Consider the following 16960-nt stretch of genomic DNA (forward strand, 5'->3'; position numbering starts at 1 on the left):
GAACGAAAAGGGAACGGCCGTGGATGAAGGCGCGAGCTAGCCGACCAGCGACTCACCGCGCCAGGCGGCGCAGCGCTCCGCCCAGCGTTCGAGCTCCTCGCGCATCCGGCGGAACCGGTCGGGGTGGGTGCGCGACAGCTCGTGCCGCTCGCCCGGGTCGTCGACGAGGTCGTACAGGCCCTCGGGCACGGCGACGTCCACCTGCATGCTCTCGCAGGCGTCCAGTACGACCTTCCAGCGTCCGAGCCGGGCGGCGAGCTGCCCCTCGTACTCCCAGAACAGCCAGCGGTCGGGACCGGCCTCGCCGCTCCTCAGCAGCGACAGCAGCGACCTGCCGTCGATCGTCTCGTCGGCGGGCGCGACACCGTCCACGGCCTCGAGCACGGTGGGCACGACGTCGGACATGCAGCCGACCACCTCACCCGGCGCGCCGGCGGGGATCGCCGCGGGCCACGAGATGATGGCGGGCACCCGGATGCCGCCCTCGAACAGCGAGCCCTTGTGACCGCGCAGGCCACCGGCCGAGCCGCCGTCGTAGGAGATCTCCTCACCGTCGAGCCAGTTGCGCTCCTCGATCGACGGGCCGTTGTCGGAGGACATGAACACGATCGTGTTCTCGCGCAGGCCGATCCGGTCGAGGGTGTCGAGGATGGTCGCGACGCCGTCGTCCATCGCCTTCACCATCGCCGCCATCATGCGCCGCCCGGCCGGCAGGTGCGCGAACTGCGCCATGTACTCCTCGGGCGCGTGCATCGGGTAGTGCGGCGCGTTGAACGGCACGTAGCAGAAGAACGGCCGTTCGGCGTTCCGCTCGATGAACTCGGCGGCCCGGCGCGCGATGACCGTGGTGAGGTACTCGCCGTTCAGCCAGACCTCCTCCTCGTCCTCCCACAGGTCGTGGATCGGGTTGTGATCGCCCCAGTAGTAGATGTGGGAGTAGTAGTCGACGCAGCCGGCGCGGAACCCGAAGTGCTCGTCGAAGCCGCGGTGCAGCGGGCCGTACGCCGGGTCGGCGCCCAGGTGCCACTTGCCGAAGATCCCGGTGGCATAGCCGCGCTCCCCCAGGGCGCTCGCGAGCGTCGGCTGCGGCGGGAGCCCGGGGGTGCGCCTCGTCCCGCCGAGGATCGCCTCCACACCCGCGTGCGCGGGGTGCCGGCCGGTGAGGAGCGACGCCCGGGAGGGCGAGCAGACGGGCGAGTTGGAGTACCACTGCGGCAGGCGGACGCCGGAGGCCGCGAGCCCGTCCAGCGCCGGGGTGTCGAAGTCGTCGGCGCCGAAGCAGCCGAGGTCGCCCCAGCCCAGGTCGTCGGCGTAGATGACGACGACGTTCGGGCGATCGGTGGTCTGGCTCATTCTTTGACGCTCCCAGCGGCCATTCCGGCGACGAGCCGTTTCTGGACAATGGAGAAGAGGACGATGGTGGGAATGGTGGCCACCGTCGCGGCGGCCATGATCACGCCCCAGTCGCTGGTGTACTCCCCGAAGAAGGACGACAGCCCCACCTGCACGGTCTTCAGGTCCTCGCTCGTGTTCAGCACGCTCGCGAAGAAGTACTCCTCCCACGTCGCGATGAAGGTCGTGACGATCACCGTGACGATGCCGGGCAGCGCGATCGGGAAGACGACCCGGAAGATGACGCCGACGTTCGAGCAGCCGTCGATGCGCGCCGCCTCGTCGAGCGCGAGAGGGATGGTGTCGAAGTAGCCCATCAACAGGTAGATCGCGAGCGGCAGGGTCATCGCGGTGTACACGATGATCAGGCCGACGTACGAGTTGAGCAGGCCCAGCTCCCCGAACGAGAGGTAGATCGGCGTGATCAGCACGACGAAGGGCAGCAGCTGCGTCGCGAGGACGACCATCAGGACGGTCCGGCGCAGCCGGAAGACGAACCGCGACAGCGCGTAGGCCGCGAGGCTGGCCAGCACCACGGTGCAGCACGTGCTGACGGCCGACACCAGCAGGCTGTTCCCGATGTACCGCGCGAAGTCGGAGTTGCCGAACAGCCGGCCGTACGCGCCGAATCCCAGCCCGTCGAAGTAGCGGCTCCAGGGCAGCCGGGCGGCGAGCGCCGTCGTCGGCCGCAGCGAGGTGAAGACCATCCAGAGGACCGGGAAGACGATCACGAGCAGGATCGCGAAGGTCGGCACGATCACGAGCAGGTCGCGCGCCCGCCGGCGGTTCGGGTCGCGTCTCGCCACGACCTTCTTCGGCGCGTCGCGGACGGCCGGCTTCGACGTCACGTCGGCGGTCATGCGGAGCGTCCTTCCCGGTCACCCGTCACGCGCAGGTAGATCAGCGCGAACACCGCCATCGTCGCCGTCATGACGATGCCGATCGCGGCGCCCTGCCCGAGGTCGTTGGCCACGAACGCGGCCGAGTACAGCTGGGTGGCGAGCACCTGCGTGTAAGTGCCCGGCCCGCCCCCGGTCGAGAGCCAGACGTAGACGAAGTTGTTGAACGTCTGGATCACCGTCATGAGCACGACGACGACGATGACGGGCCGCAGGTTGGGCAGCGTGATGTGGAGGAAGGACTGCCAGCGCCCCGCGGAGTCGATCGCGGCCGCCTCGTACTGCTCCTTCGGGATGGACTGCAGGCCCGCCATCATCACGATCACGACGAAGGGCAGCTCGCGCCACACGATGATGGCGATCACCGACCACCACGCGGTGCTCGTCTGGGCCAGGAAGGGCACGCCCTTCGACACGATGTGCGTGCTAACGAGGAACTGGTTGAGGACGCCGGTGTTGGCGTCGAAGATCGACTTCCAGCACGCGACCGCGACGACCGGCGGGAGCATCCACGGCACGAGGACGAGGGTGCGGCCGACGCCCCGCAGGCGCCAGCGCGCGAGCACCTGGCTCTGCAGGAGGAGCGCGAGCCCCAGGCCGAGCACGAGCCGGATGGCCACCGTCAGCGCGGTCAGCCAGAAGGCGGTGTTGAGGGTGGCGCTGCCGATCTGCGGGTCGCTGAAGATCGCCTTGAAGTTGTCGAACCCCACCCACGTGGCGTCACCGGGCGTGTCGTACGGGCTCAGTTTCTGGAACGCCAGCACCACGTTGTACACGCTGGGGAAGACGAACAGGACTCCGATGACGATGAGAGCCGGTGTCGTCAGCGCGTACGGCTGGCGTCGTGCGGAGCGGGAGGCCATCGGCGCCGCTCAGCCCTTCAGGCCCTTGGTCAGCCCGGAGATTATCGCCGCGGCCGCGTCCGAGCTGGATGACTGGCCCGAGTAGACGGCGGAGAACCGCTGGTTGACGAGTTGCTCGATCGAGGCGACCGTCATGTCGGACCCGATGTAGCGCGCGAACGAGCGGGCGTGCGGCAGCTGCTTGACGAAGCCCTGCTGCGACTCCGGCACCGTCAGCTGGGTGAGGGTGCTCTTGGAGGCCGGGTACTGGGAGTAGGTCTTGAACGTCGTGGCGCTCATCAGGTACTTGATCACCTGCCACGCCTCGTCCGGGTGCTTGCTGTTGCGGTTGATGCCGAGCGCGCGACCGCCGAGGTGCGTCGCGCCGTCGGTCAGGCCGGAGGGCATCGGCGCGGTCGTCAGCGTCGTGCCGGCCGCCTTCGCCTGCTTGAGCAGGGGCGCGAAGGTCGCCGGCGGCTCGTAGCTCATCGCGCAGGATCCGGTCGCGAGGCCGTTGACGATGGAGGGGTCGCTGTAGTCCTGCACCGCCTGGTTCGCCTTCGGCGAGGCCCCGGAGGAGAACAGGTCGGCGAAGTACTGGATCGCGCTCGCGAGCTGGGGCTGGGCGATGCCGGGCTGCCACGCGCCCGAGGAGTTCTTCTGCACGAGCGTGCCGCCGTGCGCCCAGATGTAGTAGTTGATCGCGTTCCACTGTGAGCTGGTCGCCGAGCCGGAGGCCGCGAAGCAGAAGCCGCTGGTCTTGCCGGAGCTGGAGGAGCTGATCTGCTTCGCGTCGGCCGCGAGCTGCTCCCAGGTGGTGGGCGGGGTCTTGACGCCCGCGGCGGAGAGCGCCTTGGGGTTGTAGACGAGCGCCATGGTGTCGGCCGTCCAGGGCATGGCCCAGGTCTTGCCGTCGAAGGTGACCATGTCCTTCGCGAGGAGGTTGTCCGTCCCCCCGGGCACCGGGTCCTTCTTCATGAGGTCGTCCAGCGACAGCAGGATCTTCGGCTTGGCGAGGAACGCGACGTCGGCGTAGCCGATCTGGTCGATGTCCGGCCCGGATCCGGAATTGGCCTCACGCGCGAACTGCTGCACGTTGTTGGGGCTCAGGGTCTGCATCTCGACGTGGATCTTCGGGTGACTCTTGTTCCACGCGTCGATCGCGGTGGTGAGGCCGGCGACCTCTCCCTTGGGGTCGAACTGCCGGAAGACCAGGTTCACCGAGCCGGATCCGGAACCGGAGCCCGAGCATGCCGCGAGTGGAAGAACGAGACTCGTCACCGCGGCGGCCACGACCGACTTCGTGAACTTCATGCTGCATCTCCTTAAGAGGCACCGCCCCGCAGCGGGGTCCCAGGACGCTAACACAATCAATTTGATTTACAACAGACTCTTTCGTGACCTACGATCTGGGCCTCGGCGTTGATCTACGATCTGTTCCGTCAAGCGCGGAAGCGCGTGAGACGGCCCCAATCGCCGAAGCCGGGAGGGATCACGATGGAGCGGCGGGGATCGAATCTTCCGCGCGTCGGCGACTACAACCAGCTGCTCGTTCTCGACCTGGTACGGCGCAGCTCGAACATCAGCCGGGTGGAGCTGTCGGAGCACACCGGCCTGTCGGTGCAGACCGTCTCCAACATCTGCCGCCGCCTCGTCAGCGCGGGGCTGATCGAGGCCGCCGGCCGGGTGGAGGCCGACACGGGCGCCCGCCGGACGATGTTCAGAGTGGTCCCGCAGGGTCAGTACTCCCTGGGGCTGCACATCGACCCGGCCCGGATGACGCTGGTGCTCCTCAACCTCGCCGGCCAGGTCGAGGACCGGGCCTCGATCGTGACCCCGACCACCGACGGCCCGGAAGACGTGCTCAAGGCGATCGTCGACGCCGTCGCCGACCTCGTGGGCCGCCGGGCGATCCCCCCGCTCCGGGTGTCCGGCCTCGGCGTTTCCGCCCCCGGGCCCATCAGGGCCGAGTCCGGCTCTCTCGTCGGGCCGCCGAACCTGCGCGGCTGGGGCGTCGTACGCCTCCGCGACGAGCTGGAGAGCCGCGTCGGCCTGCCGGTCGTGCTGGAGAAGGACACCATCGCCGCCGCGACGGGCGAGCTCTGGGCGGGCGGCGGCACGCTGTCGAACTTCGCCTTCATCTACCTCGGCACCGGAATCGGCGCCGGGGTCGTCCTCGACGGCGAGGTGATGCGCGGCGCGTCCGACAACCTCGGCGAGATCGGGCACCTCAGCGGCGATCCCGACGGGCCCCGGTGCCCGTGCGGCGGGCGCGGGTGCATCGCGATCACCTCCGCCCCCGTGCACCTCGTCTCCGCGGCCGCCGGGGCCGGCACGATCCCGTCCGTGGACCTCGACGATCCCCTGGCCGTCGAGACCGCGTTAAGGCATCTGTGCGCCCTCGCCGACAAAGGCGACGAGTCCGCGCTCGCCATCGTGGAGAAGTCGGCGCGCGCCATCGCACGCGTCGCCGGCAACCTCGCCAACGTCCTGGACCTCGACGCCGTCGTGCTGGGCGGACCGAGCTGGTCCGCGCTGTCGCGCATCTACCTGCGGGTCGTGCCGCCGATCACCGCCTCGCTGCTCACCGTGAGCGACGTGCACACGGTGGAGGTACGCGGCACGACTCTCGGCGAGGACGGGGGCGCCATCGGCGCGGCGTCACTCGTCATGTCGTCGATGGCCTCGGCGCGGTCGGACCACCTGCTCGTCCCCCACTGACCGGGCTCGGGCGTCGGCCCTGAGATGATGCAGGTCACGCACGTCAGGTCACGCACGCAAGCACGCAAGGAGGTGGTTCGCGGATGTCCGGATGCTGTCCCCCGTCACGCTCCGAGGGTTCGGAGGTCCCGTACGACCCGCCGGGCCGCGGACACGCCTCCGGCGACCTGATCGTGCTGCCGGGCGGCACGTTCCTGATGGGAACCGAGGACAAGGACGGATTCCCCGACGACGACGAGGGGCCCGTCCGCGAGGTCGCCGTCGCCTCCTTCGCCATCGATCCGCACTGCGTGACGAACGCGCGGTTCGCGGAGTTCGTGGACGCGACGGGCTACCGGACGGACGCCGAGAAGTTCGGCTGGACCTACGTCTTCGCCAAGTTCCTGTCCGGTGAGCTGCGCAAGAGGTCTCCACGACCGCCGCAGACGCCGTGGTGGTGCGGGGTCTCCGGGGCGTACTGGCGGGTGCCGGAAGGGCCCGGCAGCACGGTCGAGGACCGCTGGGACCACCCGGTCGTGCACGTGTCGTGGCGTGACGCGAACGCCTACTGCGCCTGGGCCGGCCGGCGGCTGCCGACGGAGGCCGAGTGGGAGTACGCCGCGCGAGGCGGCCTGGAGCAGGCCCGTTACCCGTGGGGCGACGAGCTCACGCCCGACGGCGAGCACCGGTGCAACATCTGGCAGGGCCGGTTCCCGGTGCGCGACACGGCGGAGGACGGTTACGCCGGCACCGCTCCGGTGGACGCCTTCCCGCCCAACGGCTTCGGGCTCTTCAACGTTTCGGGCAACGTGTGGGAATGGTGCGCCGGGCGGTTCCGCGGGACCGACGCCGAGCGTCCGATGCGCGGCGGTTCGTACCTGTGCCACGATTCCTACTGCAACCGCTACCGGGTGGCCGCGCGCACGGGCAACAGCCCCGACAGCTCCAGCGGCAATCTGGGCTTCCGCTGCGCCGCCGACGTCTGAGCCGGGCTGCTGGTACGGTTGACGGACGATTTCGGGAAATAGGGAGAGCCGCACATGGCAGGTGACGACGACATCTCCGGGTGATACCCGGACCTGACCGGCCGCAGGCAGGCGCGCGATGCCGCCGTGGCCGCTCTGTCGTCGTCCCTTGACCCCGGCGGGACGCCTTCACGCGCCCGCGTTATTTCCCGAGGACCCTTCCATGTCCGACGCGTACATCGTCTGCTCCAACCTGTCCTTCTCCTGGCCGGACGACACACCGGTCTTCCAGGACCTGTCCTTCACGGTCGGCGCCGGCCGTACCGGCCTGGTCGCGCCGAACGGCGCCGGCAAGAGCACGCTGCTCAAGCTCATCGCGGGTGAGCTTCGGCCCGGCGGCGGGACCGTCTCCGTCGACGGAGTGCTCGGCCACCTTCCGCAGAGCCTCCCGCTCACCGGCGACCTGACGGTGGCCGAGGTGCTGGGAATCGCCCCGATCATCCGGGCGATCGACGCCGTCGAGGCCGGCGACGCCAGCGAGGAGAACTTCACCGCGATCGGCGACGACTGGGACATCGAGGAGCGCACCACGGCCCAGCTGGACCGGCTCGGCCTCGGCGACGTCGCCCTCACCCGGCGTCTCGACACCCTCAGCGGCGGTCAGGTCGTCTCCCTGGGCCTGGCCGGACAGCTGCTGAAGCGCCCCGACGTCCTGCTGCTGGACGAGCCGACCAACAACCTCGACCTCGACGCGCGCCACCGGCTCTACGGCGTGCTCGACGACTTCGGCGGCTGCCTGTTGCTGGTCAGCCACGACCGGGCCCTGCTCGACCGCATGGACCGCATCGCCGAGCTCGACCAGGGCGAGATCCGCTCCTACGGCGGGAACTTCACCGCCTACGAAGAGGCCGTACGCACCGGCCAGGAGGCCGCCGAGAGGGCCGTCCGGCACGCCGAGCAGCAGGTCAAGCGCGAGAAGCGGGAGATGCAGCAGGCCCGTGAGCGGGCCGAGCGACGGGCCGGCAACGCCGCGCGCAACCTCGACAACGCGGGGCTGCCGAAGCTCTTCGCCGGGAACATGAAACGGCGCGCCCAGGAGTCCGCGGGCCGGGCGAGCCAGACGCACTCCGCGCGGGTCGGCGACGCCAAGGCACGGCTCGAGGAGGCCGGCCGGGCCCTGCGCGACGAGCAGAAGATCGCCCTTGAGCTGCCCGGCACCAACGTCCCGGCCGGACGCACGGTCTTCCGCGGCGAACACATCCAGGTCCGCCACGGCGACCGGGCCGTGTTCGCCGGGGACGGCGCCGGCCTGACCGTCCAGGGGCCCGAACGGATCGCGCTGACCGGGCCCAACGGCTCCGGCAAGTCCACGCTGCTCCGCGTGGTGAACGGCGACGTCGAGCCGGAGGGCGCCGCGATCCGGCGCTTCGACGGCCGGATCGCGTACCTGTCCCAGCGGCTGGACCTGCTCGACCTCGACCGCACCGTGGCGCAGAACCTGGCCGCCTTCGCGCCCGCGATGCCCGAGGCGCAGCGGATGAACCTGCTCGCCCGCTTCCTGTTCCGCGGGTCCCGCATCCACCTTCCGGTCGGCGTGCTGTCGGGCGGCGAGCGGCTGCGGGCCACCCTCGCCTGCGTCCTGTACGCCGAACCGGCGCCGCAGCTCCTGCTCCTGGACGAACCGACCAACAACCTCGACCTGGTGAGCGTCGGCCAGCTGGAGAGCGCGCTCAACGCCTACGAGGGCGCGTTCGTGGTGGTCAGCCACGACGAGCGGTTCCTCGCCGAGATCCGGGTCGGCCGCTGGCTCCGGCTCTCCGAGGGCCGGCTCGTGGAGACCGGCGCGCCCGACGGCACGTCGGCGGCGACGCGTGCCTGAACCGGCGCTGCTCGCCCACGATCTGGTCCGCACGTTCGGTACGCGACGGGTGCTCGACGGCGTCTCCCTCACCGCCGCCCCCGGGCAGCGGATCGGGCTGATCGGCGAGAACGGCGCGGGAAAGTCGACCCTGCTGCGGCTGCTCGCCGGGACCGACGAGCCCGACGCGGGCACCGTCGTACGGCCTCCGGACCTCGGCTTCCTGCGGCAGGAGATGCCGTTCGAGCGCGCGTCGACGATCGCCGACGTGCTCGACGACGCCCTGCGCGGAGCCCGCGCGGACCTCGCCGAGCTGGACCGGCTCACCCGGACGCTCGCGGAGACGCCGCAGGACTCCCCCGGTCACGCCGGGCTTCTCGTCGAGTACGGCGAACGGCTGGAGCACGCCCAGGAACATGAGGCCTGGGACGCCGACCGGCGCGCCGAGATCGTGCTCGGCGCGCTCGGCCTGGGCGGGCTGAGGCACGACCGCACGCTCGGGTCCCTGTCCGGCGGGCAGCGCGGCCGGCTCGCGCTGGCCGCGCTCCTGGTACGACGGCCCGCGGCGCTGCTGCTCGACGAGCCGACCAACCATCTCGACGACGCCGCGGCGGCCTTCCTGGAGGAGCAGCTGCGGGGCCTGCCCGGCGTCGTCGTGGTGGCGAGCCACGACCGGGCGTTCCTCGACGCCGTCTGCACCGACCTGATCGACCTCGATCCCGCGGTGTCCGGCCCGATCCGCTACGGCGGCGGCTACACCGCCTACCAGGCGGAGAAGCGCGCCGAGCGGGAGCGCTGGCACAGACGTTTCGCCGAGGAACAGGAGGAGCTCGCCGGCCTGCGCCGCGCGGTCACCGTGACCGCGCACCGGGTCGCGCCGGACCGCGAGAAGCGCGACCACGAGAAGATGGGATACGGGCACTCCGGCGGGCGGGTGCAGAAACAGATCTCGCGGCGGGTGCGCGACGCCGCCCGTCGGCTCGACCAGCTGGAACGCGACCAGGTCGGGGAGCCGCCGGAGCCGCTGCGGTTCCGTGCCGCGACGCTCGCCTCCGCGTCGGCCGACGGCACGCTCCTGTCGCTGCGCGGCGTCCGCGTTCCCGGCCGGCTCACTCTGGACCGCCTCGACCTCGCGGCCGGCGAACGGCTCCTGGTCACCGGAACGAACGGAGCGGGCAAGTCGACGCTGCTCCTGCTGCTGGCGGGCCGGCTGGAGGCCCTCGGCGAGGTACGGCGGCGCCGCGAGCTGAGGGTCGGCCTGCTGACCCAGGACACCGTGTTCGACCGGCCGGACCGTACCGCGCGGGAGACCTACGAACAGGCGCTCGGCGCCGAACGCGCCGACGCCGTGCCGCTGCGGTCCCTCGGACTGCTCGGCGTCGCGGACCTCGACCGGCGGGTCGGCGAGCTGTCCGTCGGGCAGCGTCGCCGGCTCGCCCTGGCGTTGCTCGTGGCGGACCCGCCGGAGCTGCTGCTGCTCGACGAGCCCACCAATCACCTGTCGCCGCGGCTGGCCGACGAGCTGGAGGAGGCGCTGGGCACGACCTCCGGCGCCGTCGTGGTCGCCAGCCACGACCGGTGGCTGCGCTCCCGCTGGACCGGCCGCGAACTGCGGCTGTGACGCCGATAGCGTGACGGGAGCCCGGCGCGACGTCATGTCCGACGCGTTGCCGACTTGTTAAGTCCCGATGAACGGCACCGAGCGGTGGATGGGAGATGCAGAGCCACCTCATTCTGTGTGGCCGGCGTCACAAGGCGCCGACCGGAGAATCGAGGTGCGAAGTGCATGAGACGCGGGAGTGGCCGGACGTGGGCCACCGTGCCGTCCGGAAGGTGATGGCGCGGTTCATGCCGTTGATCGGACTCTGCTACATCGCGGTGTACGTCGATCGCCTGAACATCGGCGTGGCGGCACTGACCATGAACGATGACCTGGGGATCTCGGCGTCGGCCTTCGGGTTCACGGCCGGCGTCTACTTCTGGAGCTACACGGTCTGCGAGCCCCCGAGCAACTACATCCTGACCAAGGTCGGTGCCCGGCGGTGGCTCGGCCGGATCATGGTGACGTGGGGTCTGGTGACCATCGCCACCGCAACCGTGCAGGGGACGACCAGCCTGGCCTGCGCGCGGGTCCTGCTGGGTATCGCGGAGGCCGGGTTCTCCCCGGGCATGCTCTATTTCGTGTCGCGATGGATCCCACAGCGTGAGCGCGGACGAGCGATGGCGTGGATCATCGCCTTCATCTGCCTGTCGTCGCTCGCCACGCCCGTCACGACGCAGATTCTCGGCCTGGACGGCCTGCTCGGTCTGGCGGGCTGGCGCTGGGTGTTCGTGTTCACGGGAATCCCGGCCATCGTCCTGGGCTGTGCCTGCGTCAAGATCCTCAGGGACGGCCCGAAGGACGCCGAGTTTCTCACCGCCGCCGAACGGGACTGGCTGGTCGCCGAACTGCGATCGGAGGATCGCGGGACGACGGACGCGCATGGCGAGCACGGATTCGCCCGCTCGCTGGTGCATCCTCGCGTGCTGGTCCTGGTGATGGTGTTCGTCTGCTTCACGTTCTGCCTGAACGGCTTCCAGCTTTGGATCCCGCAGATCCTGGCGCAGTTCGGGCTGTCCAGAAGCCAGGTGGGCTGGGTCGCCACGCTGCCCGCGCTGCTCGCGATCGGGCCCGTGCTGTGGTGGATGCGGCGTTCGGACCGACGGCAGGAGCGGACGGTGCACTTCGCCGTGGCCGCCGCCGTCGCGGCGGCCGGCTTCGGCCTCGCGGCCGTTTCCTTCTCCGTCCCCGCCCTCGCGATCGCGGGGTTCTGCGTCGCCGGTGTGGGTCTGTACGGCGCGATGGGCGTCTTCATCACCATGCCGTCGTCATTCCTCACCGGGGTCGCGCTGGCGGCAGGGTTCGGAGTCATCAACGGCGCCGGCAATCTGGGCGGCTACTTCGGGCCGCAGGTGACCGGCTGGATCAAAGACGCGACCGGCGGGTTCACCGCCGCGATCGGCGTGTACGCCGTCGTCCTCGCGCTCGCCGCCGCCATCGTCCTGGCCCTCGGGGCGACGGCCCGCCGCACGTCCTCACCCCGCCTCCTGACCGGAGCCGAATCGACCGCCGGTTCCTGACGGGCCTGCCACCTCGATGACGGCGCCGCGGCGCCCGCGGGCGCCTGCGCCCGGACCACCCGTCTTCATCCGAAGCCCGCTCGACGAAGACCCGCTCGACTAAGGACAAAGGTTCATGACATTCCAGCTGACGGTCGGAGAGGCGACCATCACCCAGGTCACCGAGTTGGCGCGCTGGCCGTTCCCACCGTGGGAGCTGTTCCCCGACGCCACCGGTGAGCAGGCCGCCCGAGCCGCCGCCGAGTTCGGGCCGGGATACGTCGAGGAGCGCACGGGCGCCCTCGTGCTGGCCATCCACAGCTATCTCGTGCGGATCGGCGGCACCACGCTCGTCGTGGACGCGGGCAACGGCAACCACAAAGATCGCCCCAATCTGCCGCCGCACCACCGTTTCGACACCGACTTCCTGAACCGCTTCGCGGGAACGGGCACCGCCGTCGAGGACGTGGACGTAGTCGTCAGCACCCACCTGCATCCCGACCACTGCGGCTGGAACACCCGCCTCGAAGGCGACCGCTGGCGGCCGACGTTCCCGGGGGCGAGGTACGTGTTCGGCCGTGCCGAGCTCGACTCCCTCCAGGCGCTGGCCGCGACGGAGCACCCCGAGGGGGTCGCGGCGGATCTCGTGCGCATGTACGACGACAGCGTGCGGCCCGTGTTGCAGAACGGCCGGTGGGAGATCGCCGACGATGGTCATCTGCTGGCCGAGCATGGCGACACCAAGGTCGTGCTGCGTGCGGCCCCCGGTCACACCGGCGGGCACCTCGTCGCCGAGATCCTCTCGCGGGAGGGCGGCGCCGTCATCTCCGGCGACGTCGTCCATCATCCGATCCAACTGCTCTATCCGGAGCTGAGCCAGGCCGGGGACGCCGATCCGGCGCTGGCGCGGCGGACGCGTGACGCCGTGCTGGAGCGCTGCGCACGGGACGGACTGCTCCTGCTGCCCGCGCACTTTCCCGCCGACCATCCGTTCACGCTGATCCGCGACGGCGGCCGTCTCCGGCTTCTGCCCGTCACCGGGCACCACACGTGAGTACGCGACGGCACGGGCCACCGCCGCTTTCCCGATCAATGGGCCCGCGCGCTGGGCGGCGAGGGGACGTCGCGACACGATCGGCGCTGACACCGGGCCACACGCCCGCGATCGAGGAGGAGAAGTGAGCCGCACCTTCGGCACCATCCGTCAGCTGGGCTACGTGGTCCCGGACATCGCGTCCGCCATCACCCATTGGGTGGAGCGGCTGGAGGTCGGACCGTTCTTCTACATCGAACGCCAGCCCGTCAACGACTTCACCTATCGCGGCGAACCGAGCGAACCCGAGTTCAGCGTCGCGCTGGCCCAGGCGGGCCCCGTGCAGGTGGAGCTGATCCAGCAGCGCAACGACGCCCCGTCGGCGTTCCGCGAGTTCACTAACGCGGGCGGCGAGGGACTGCAGCACATCGCCTACTGGACGACCACGTTCGGCGACCTCGTCGACCGGGCAGCGGCACTCGGATACCAGGAGCTGCAACGCGGCCGCTCCGGCAGCGGGGGGCCCGACGAGCGCTTCGCCTACTTCACCGCGGGCGGGCACGCCGGCACGGTGGTCGAGATCTCCGAGGTGGCCGGGCGCAAGGCGGCACTGTTCGAGGCCGTCGCCGTCGCGGCCGCCGGCTGGGACGGGAGCGGCCCGGTGCGCGACATGACCACGCTGGTGACCCGGTGAGCGGGCGGACCGCCATCGTCTCCGGTGGCGCCTCGGGTATCGGCGCAGCGACGGCCGAGCTCTTCGGCGCCCAGGGATGGGATGTCGTGGTCGCCGACCTGCGGGTCGCGGACGGCGAGACCAGAGATGCCTCCGGGGCCGTCCGGCTGTCGGTGCGGACCGATGTCACCGACGACGCGGCCCTGGAGCGGCTGGCGCAGCGGACCCGCGACCGCCTCGGCCGCGTGGACGCGGTCGTCACCTGCGCCGGCACCGCCGACAACGCGGCCGTCCGCGACGTCACCCCCGCCCGCTTCACCCGTACCCTGACGCTCAACCTGGTCGCGACGTTCGCGCTGTGCCGGCTTTTCGTCGACGACCTCGCCGCCACCCGCGGGTCGATCGTGACCGTGGCGTCGGTCTCCGGCCTGCGGGGCAGCCCGGACCGGGCGGCGTACTCGGCGTCCAAGGGCGGAGTCATCGCCCTGACCCGCCAGCTCGCCGTCGAACTCGCCACCGAGGCGGTGCGCGTCAACTGCGTGGCCCCGGGCTCCACCCTGACCCCACTGGTCGAGACCGCGCAGGGAGGTGAGCGGACCCGCCGAGCGATCCTGGAGGCCATCCCGCTCCGGCGCTATGCCGAACCGCGCGAGATCGCCCAGGTGATCACCTTCCTCGCCGGGGAAGGAGCGGGGTTCGTCACCGGACAGGTCTGGGGCGTCGACGGCGGACAACTGGCCGGCGCCGGCTGGAACCGCCCGGAGGCCGCCCGATGAAGCCACTGATCATCGGCGTCAACGTCAACGAGGGCACCGGCCGGGACCCGAACCCGCACGTGCCGTTCACCCCGAAGGAGATCGCTGAGGTCGCCCGGGACTGTGAGCGCGCCGGTGCCTCGCTCATGCACTACCACGGCCGGACCGCGGATGGACGGGCCGATCATTCGGCCCCGACATACGCCGACATCGCCCGCGAGACGCACCGGGCCAGTTCGCTGCTGCTCGCGCCGTCGATGGCCAACGTCCCGGGCTACGACGTCGAGCAACGGCTGTCCAACATCGCCCCCAACCAGGGCGACCCCGAGACCGCGGCGGACCTGCTTCCGGTGGACATGGGCTGCGCCAACATGGACCTGTTCGACGCGGACGCGGGCGACTACGCCTCCGAGGACCGCGTCTTCGTCAACGACATCCGCACCCAGCGGGCGTTCCTTGAGCGGGCGCCGCGGCTGGGCCTGCGCCCGTACCTGGCGTCATTCAACCTCAGCTGGACCCGCGCGATCGTCGCGCACGAGCGCACCGGGCGGCTCGCCCGGCCGCTCATCGTGGCGTTCGTGCTGGGTGGTGAGGAGTTCGTCGCCGCGCATCCCACCACTGCGTCGGGGGTGCGCGCCCATCTGGAGGTGTTGCCCGCCGGCCTGCGGATCGAATGGCTGGTCTCCAGCCATCGCGGCGACGTTCTGGAGGTCGCCGACGACATCATCGCCGCGGGCGGACACCTGGTGGTCGGGATCGGCGACCACCCTTACACCGACCTGGGGCATCCGGCCACCGCCGACCTCGTCGCGCGCGTCGCCGAACTCGGTCGCCGACATGGCCGCCGCCCTGCCACCACCGACGAGGCCCGACGCATTCTGGGGGTGCCCACGCATGCGTCTCGTTGACGCCGGCGCGACCCCGCCGGCGCCGGTCCATCGGTCCGCCGGACGCACGGTCTGGGTGATGGATTCCATCGCCTTCGGATCGGCGACGCTGCGCGGCGACGTCATCGTCACCGGCTCCCACGGCGGGGTCAGCGCGGGAGAGTACGCCGCGTCCTACGACGTCGCGGTGGTCGCCTGCAACGACGCCGGCACCGGGAAGAACGCCGCCGGCGTCGCCGGGTTGCGGGCCCTGGACGGGACAGGCATCGCCGCCGTGGGCGTGGCGCACGACTCCGCGCGGATCGGCGACGGCCACGACACCTGGGAGAACGGCGTCGTCAGCTTCGTCAACGAGCACGCCCGTGCCCTCGGCATCCGTACCGGCGCCTCCCTCAAGGACCAGATCGTGGCGCTCGTCGACCAAGGAGGGATCTGACCGTGTACCGAGCGACTGTGTGGTCACAGGCCGGGATGCGCATCGTCGTGATGGACAGCATGTCCCAGGTCGAGGACGACGACGCGGGCGCGATCGTCGTCGCCGCGTCCAACGGAGGTCAGGAGTCCGGACGCTTCGGGGCGGCGGCTCGCTGTGGGTTCGTCCTGCTCAACGACGCCGGCGTCGGCAAGGACGACGCGGGCATCGCCGGGCTCGCCATCCTCAACGAGGCCGGCATCCCCGCGGCGGCCGTCGGCCACCACACCGCCGAGATCTCCAATGGCCTCGACATGTGGGAGCACGGCGTCATCTCGTACGTCAACACGGCCGCGCAGGCGGCCGGTGTGGCGCCCGGGGCCCTCGCCCGGCCGACCCTGATCGCTTTCGCGCACGCCCGCATCGTGGAGACGAGCACATGAGCAGGTACGTACTGAACGATCGTGACACCTTCGTCCGGCAGGCGGTGGAGGGGCTGGAGGCGGCCCACCCGGGCCTCGTCCGGATGCATGACGACCCGCTGTTCGTGACCCGACGGGTTCCCGCACGAGGCAAGGTCGCGCTGGTGTCGGGCGGTGGTTCGGGACACGAACCGCTCCACACCGGCCTGGTCGGCACCGGAATGCTCGACGCCGCCGTACCCGGCGCGGTCTTCACCAGCCCTACCGCCCTGCAGGTGCGCGAGGCGGCACAGGCGGTCGACACCGGCGCGGGCGTCGTCATGATCGTCAAGAACTACACCGGCGACGTCCTCAACTTCCGGATCGCGGCGGAGCTGCTCGAGGACCGGCACCGAGTGGAGGTGGTGATCGTCGACGACGACCTCGCGACGACGTCCGAGGACGAGAGCGCACCGGGGCGGCGCGGAACCGCCGCCGTCCTGGCGGTCGAGAAGATCTGTGGAGCGGTCGCCGAGACAGGGGCCCCGGCCGACCGGGTCCGCGACCTCGGCCGCGAAGTGGTGGCCCGGTCGGCGACGCTGGGACTCGCCCTCGAGGCCTGCACCAATCCGATGACCGGGACCCGCTCGTTCGACCTCGGTCCGGACCAGATCGAGTTCGGCGTGGGCATCCACGGCGAACGGGGCATCGGCACCCGCGCCTCCGGAACCGCCGCCGAGCTCGTCGAATCCCTCGTCCGCCCGCTGGTCGAGCACCTCGGCCTACGGCGCGGCGACGAGGTCCTCGCCATCGTGAACGGGCTCGGAGCCACCCATTCGCTGGAGCTGGGGGTCGTGCTGCGTGAGGTGCGCCGGTCGCTGGCCGGCAGCGGCATCGCGCCGGCCCGCAGCCTCTCCGGCTCGTTCGTGACCTCGCTGGACATGCGCGGATTCTCGGTGACCCTCACCGCACTGACCGAGGACCTGATCGAGCTGTGGGACGCGCCGGTCCGGACACCGGCGCTCGCCTGGTAGGAAGGGATTG

Annotated in this window: 16 protein-coding genes; 12 read left to right on the forward strand and 4 right to left on the reverse strand. The window is 70.9% G+C overall.

Annotated elements, in window-relative coordinates:
• Positions 1-36: 36 nt before the first annotated feature.
• Genes ACQEV1_RS34365 through ACQEV1_RS34380 form a run of 4 tightly spaced genes read right to left on the reverse strand, consistent with a single transcriptional unit; the run spans position 37 to position 4447 of the window.
• Entirely contained in the window at positions 37-1353 is a 1317-nt protein-coding gene (locus tag ACQEV1_RS34365; RefSeq protein WP_433399439.1) for a sulfatase-like hydrolase/transferase, read from the reverse strand.
• The gene (locus tag ACQEV1_RS34370; RefSeq protein WP_285629906.1) at positions 1350-2252 is read right to left on the reverse strand and encodes a carbohydrate ABC transporter permease; all 903 of its coding nucleotides are present in this window, start codon (positions 2250-2252) and stop codon (positions 1350-1352) included. The genes ACQEV1_RS34365 and ACQEV1_RS34370 overlap by 4 nt, the downstream gene beginning before the upstream one ends.
• Entirely contained in the window at positions 2249-3154 is a 906-nt protein-coding gene (locus ACQEV1_RS34375) for a carbohydrate ABC transporter permease (RefSeq protein WP_285629904.1), read from the reverse strand. Before ACQEV1_RS34375 ends, ACQEV1_RS34370 begins: the two co-directional genes overlap by 4 nt.
• A gap of 9 nt (positions 3155-3163) precedes the next feature.
• Positions 3164-4447, reverse strand: a complete 1284-nt coding sequence (locus ACQEV1_RS34380) for an ABC transporter substrate-binding protein (RefSeq protein WP_433399443.1) — start codon at positions 4445-4447, stop codon at positions 3164-3166.
• Between the two features lie 183 nt (positions 4448-4630).
• Here ACQEV1_RS34380 and ACQEV1_RS34385 point away from each other — a divergent pair, with 183 nt between their 5' ends.
• The 12 genes from ACQEV1_RS34385 (at position 4631) to ACQEV1_RS34440 (ending at position 16950) form a co-directional block, all read left to right on the forward strand.
• On the forward strand, positions 4631-5854 hold the full coding sequence (locus ACQEV1_RS34385; protein WP_433399446.1) for an ROK family transcriptional regulator: 1224 nt from the start codon (positions 4631-4633) through the stop codon (positions 5852-5854).
• A gap of 83 nt (positions 5855-5937) precedes the next feature.
• Complete coding sequence (locus tag ACQEV1_RS34390; protein ID WP_433399449.1) at positions 5938-6819, forward strand: formylglycine-generating enzyme family protein; 882 nt, start codon at positions 5938-5940, stop codon at positions 6817-6819.
• Positions 6820-7021: 202 nt separating this feature from the next.
• Positions 7022-8677 (forward strand): ABC-F family ATP-binding cassette domain-containing protein, encoded by a 1656-nt coding sequence (locus tag ACQEV1_RS34395; RefSeq protein WP_433399452.1) that lies wholly within the window; start codon positions 7022-7024, stop codon positions 8675-8677.
• Positions 8670-10277 (forward strand): ABC-F family ATP-binding cassette domain-containing protein, encoded by a 1608-nt coding sequence (locus ACQEV1_RS34400; protein WP_433399455.1) that lies wholly within the window; start codon positions 8670-8672, stop codon positions 10275-10277. The genes ACQEV1_RS34395 and ACQEV1_RS34400 overlap by 8 nt, the downstream gene beginning before the upstream one ends.
• 161 nt (positions 10278-10438) lie before the next feature.
• Positions 10439-11776: an MFS transporter gene (locus ACQEV1_RS34405; protein ID WP_433399458.1), complete on the forward strand. Its 1338-nt coding sequence runs from the start codon at positions 10439-10441 to the stop codon at positions 11774-11776.
• A 115-nt stretch (positions 11777-11891) separates the two neighbouring features.
• Positions 11892-12809, forward strand: coding sequence for an MBL fold metallo-hydrolase (locus tag ACQEV1_RS34410; RefSeq protein WP_433399461.1), 918 nt, complete (start codon positions 11892-11894; stop codon positions 12807-12809).
• Positions 12810-12933: 124 nt separating this feature from the next.
• A complete protein-coding gene (locus ACQEV1_RS34415) occupies positions 12934-13482 on the forward strand; it encodes a VOC family protein (protein WP_433399464.1) in 549 nt (182 codons plus the stop codon).
• Positions 13479-14237 (forward strand): SDR family NAD(P)-dependent oxidoreductase, encoded by a 759-nt coding sequence (locus tag ACQEV1_RS34420; protein ID WP_433399467.1) that lies wholly within the window; start codon positions 13479-13481, stop codon positions 14235-14237. The genes ACQEV1_RS34415 and ACQEV1_RS34420 overlap by 4 nt, the downstream gene beginning before the upstream one ends.
• Positions 14234-15124 (forward strand): 3-keto-5-aminohexanoate cleavage protein, encoded by an 891-nt coding sequence (locus ACQEV1_RS34425; RefSeq protein WP_285629883.1) that lies wholly within the window; start codon positions 14234-14236, stop codon positions 15122-15124. Before ACQEV1_RS34420 ends, ACQEV1_RS34425 begins: the two co-directional genes overlap by 4 nt.
• A gap of 58 nt (positions 15125-15182) precedes the next feature.
• The gene (locus tag ACQEV1_RS34430) at positions 15183-15539 is read left to right on the forward strand and encodes a hypothetical protein (protein WP_285629881.1); all 357 of its coding nucleotides are present in this window, start codon (positions 15183-15185) and stop codon (positions 15537-15539) included.
• Positions 15540-15541: 2 nt separating this feature from the next.
• Positions 15542-15958: a hypothetical protein gene (locus ACQEV1_RS34435; protein ID WP_285629879.1), complete on the forward strand. Its 417-nt coding sequence runs from the start codon at positions 15542-15544 to the stop codon at positions 15956-15958.
• Positions 15955-16950, forward strand: coding sequence for a dihydroxyacetone kinase subunit DhaK (locus tag ACQEV1_RS34440; RefSeq protein WP_433399472.1), 996 nt, complete (start codon positions 15955-15957; stop codon positions 16948-16950). Before ACQEV1_RS34435 ends, ACQEV1_RS34440 begins: the two co-directional genes overlap by 4 nt.
• Positions 16951-16960: the final 10 nt, after the last annotated feature.

It is taken from the genome of Actinoallomurus sp. CA-142502, assembly GCF_050936355.1.
GTDB lineage: Bacteria > Actinomycetota > Actinomycetes > Streptosporangiales > Streptosporangiaceae > Actinoallomurus > Actinoallomurus iriomotensis.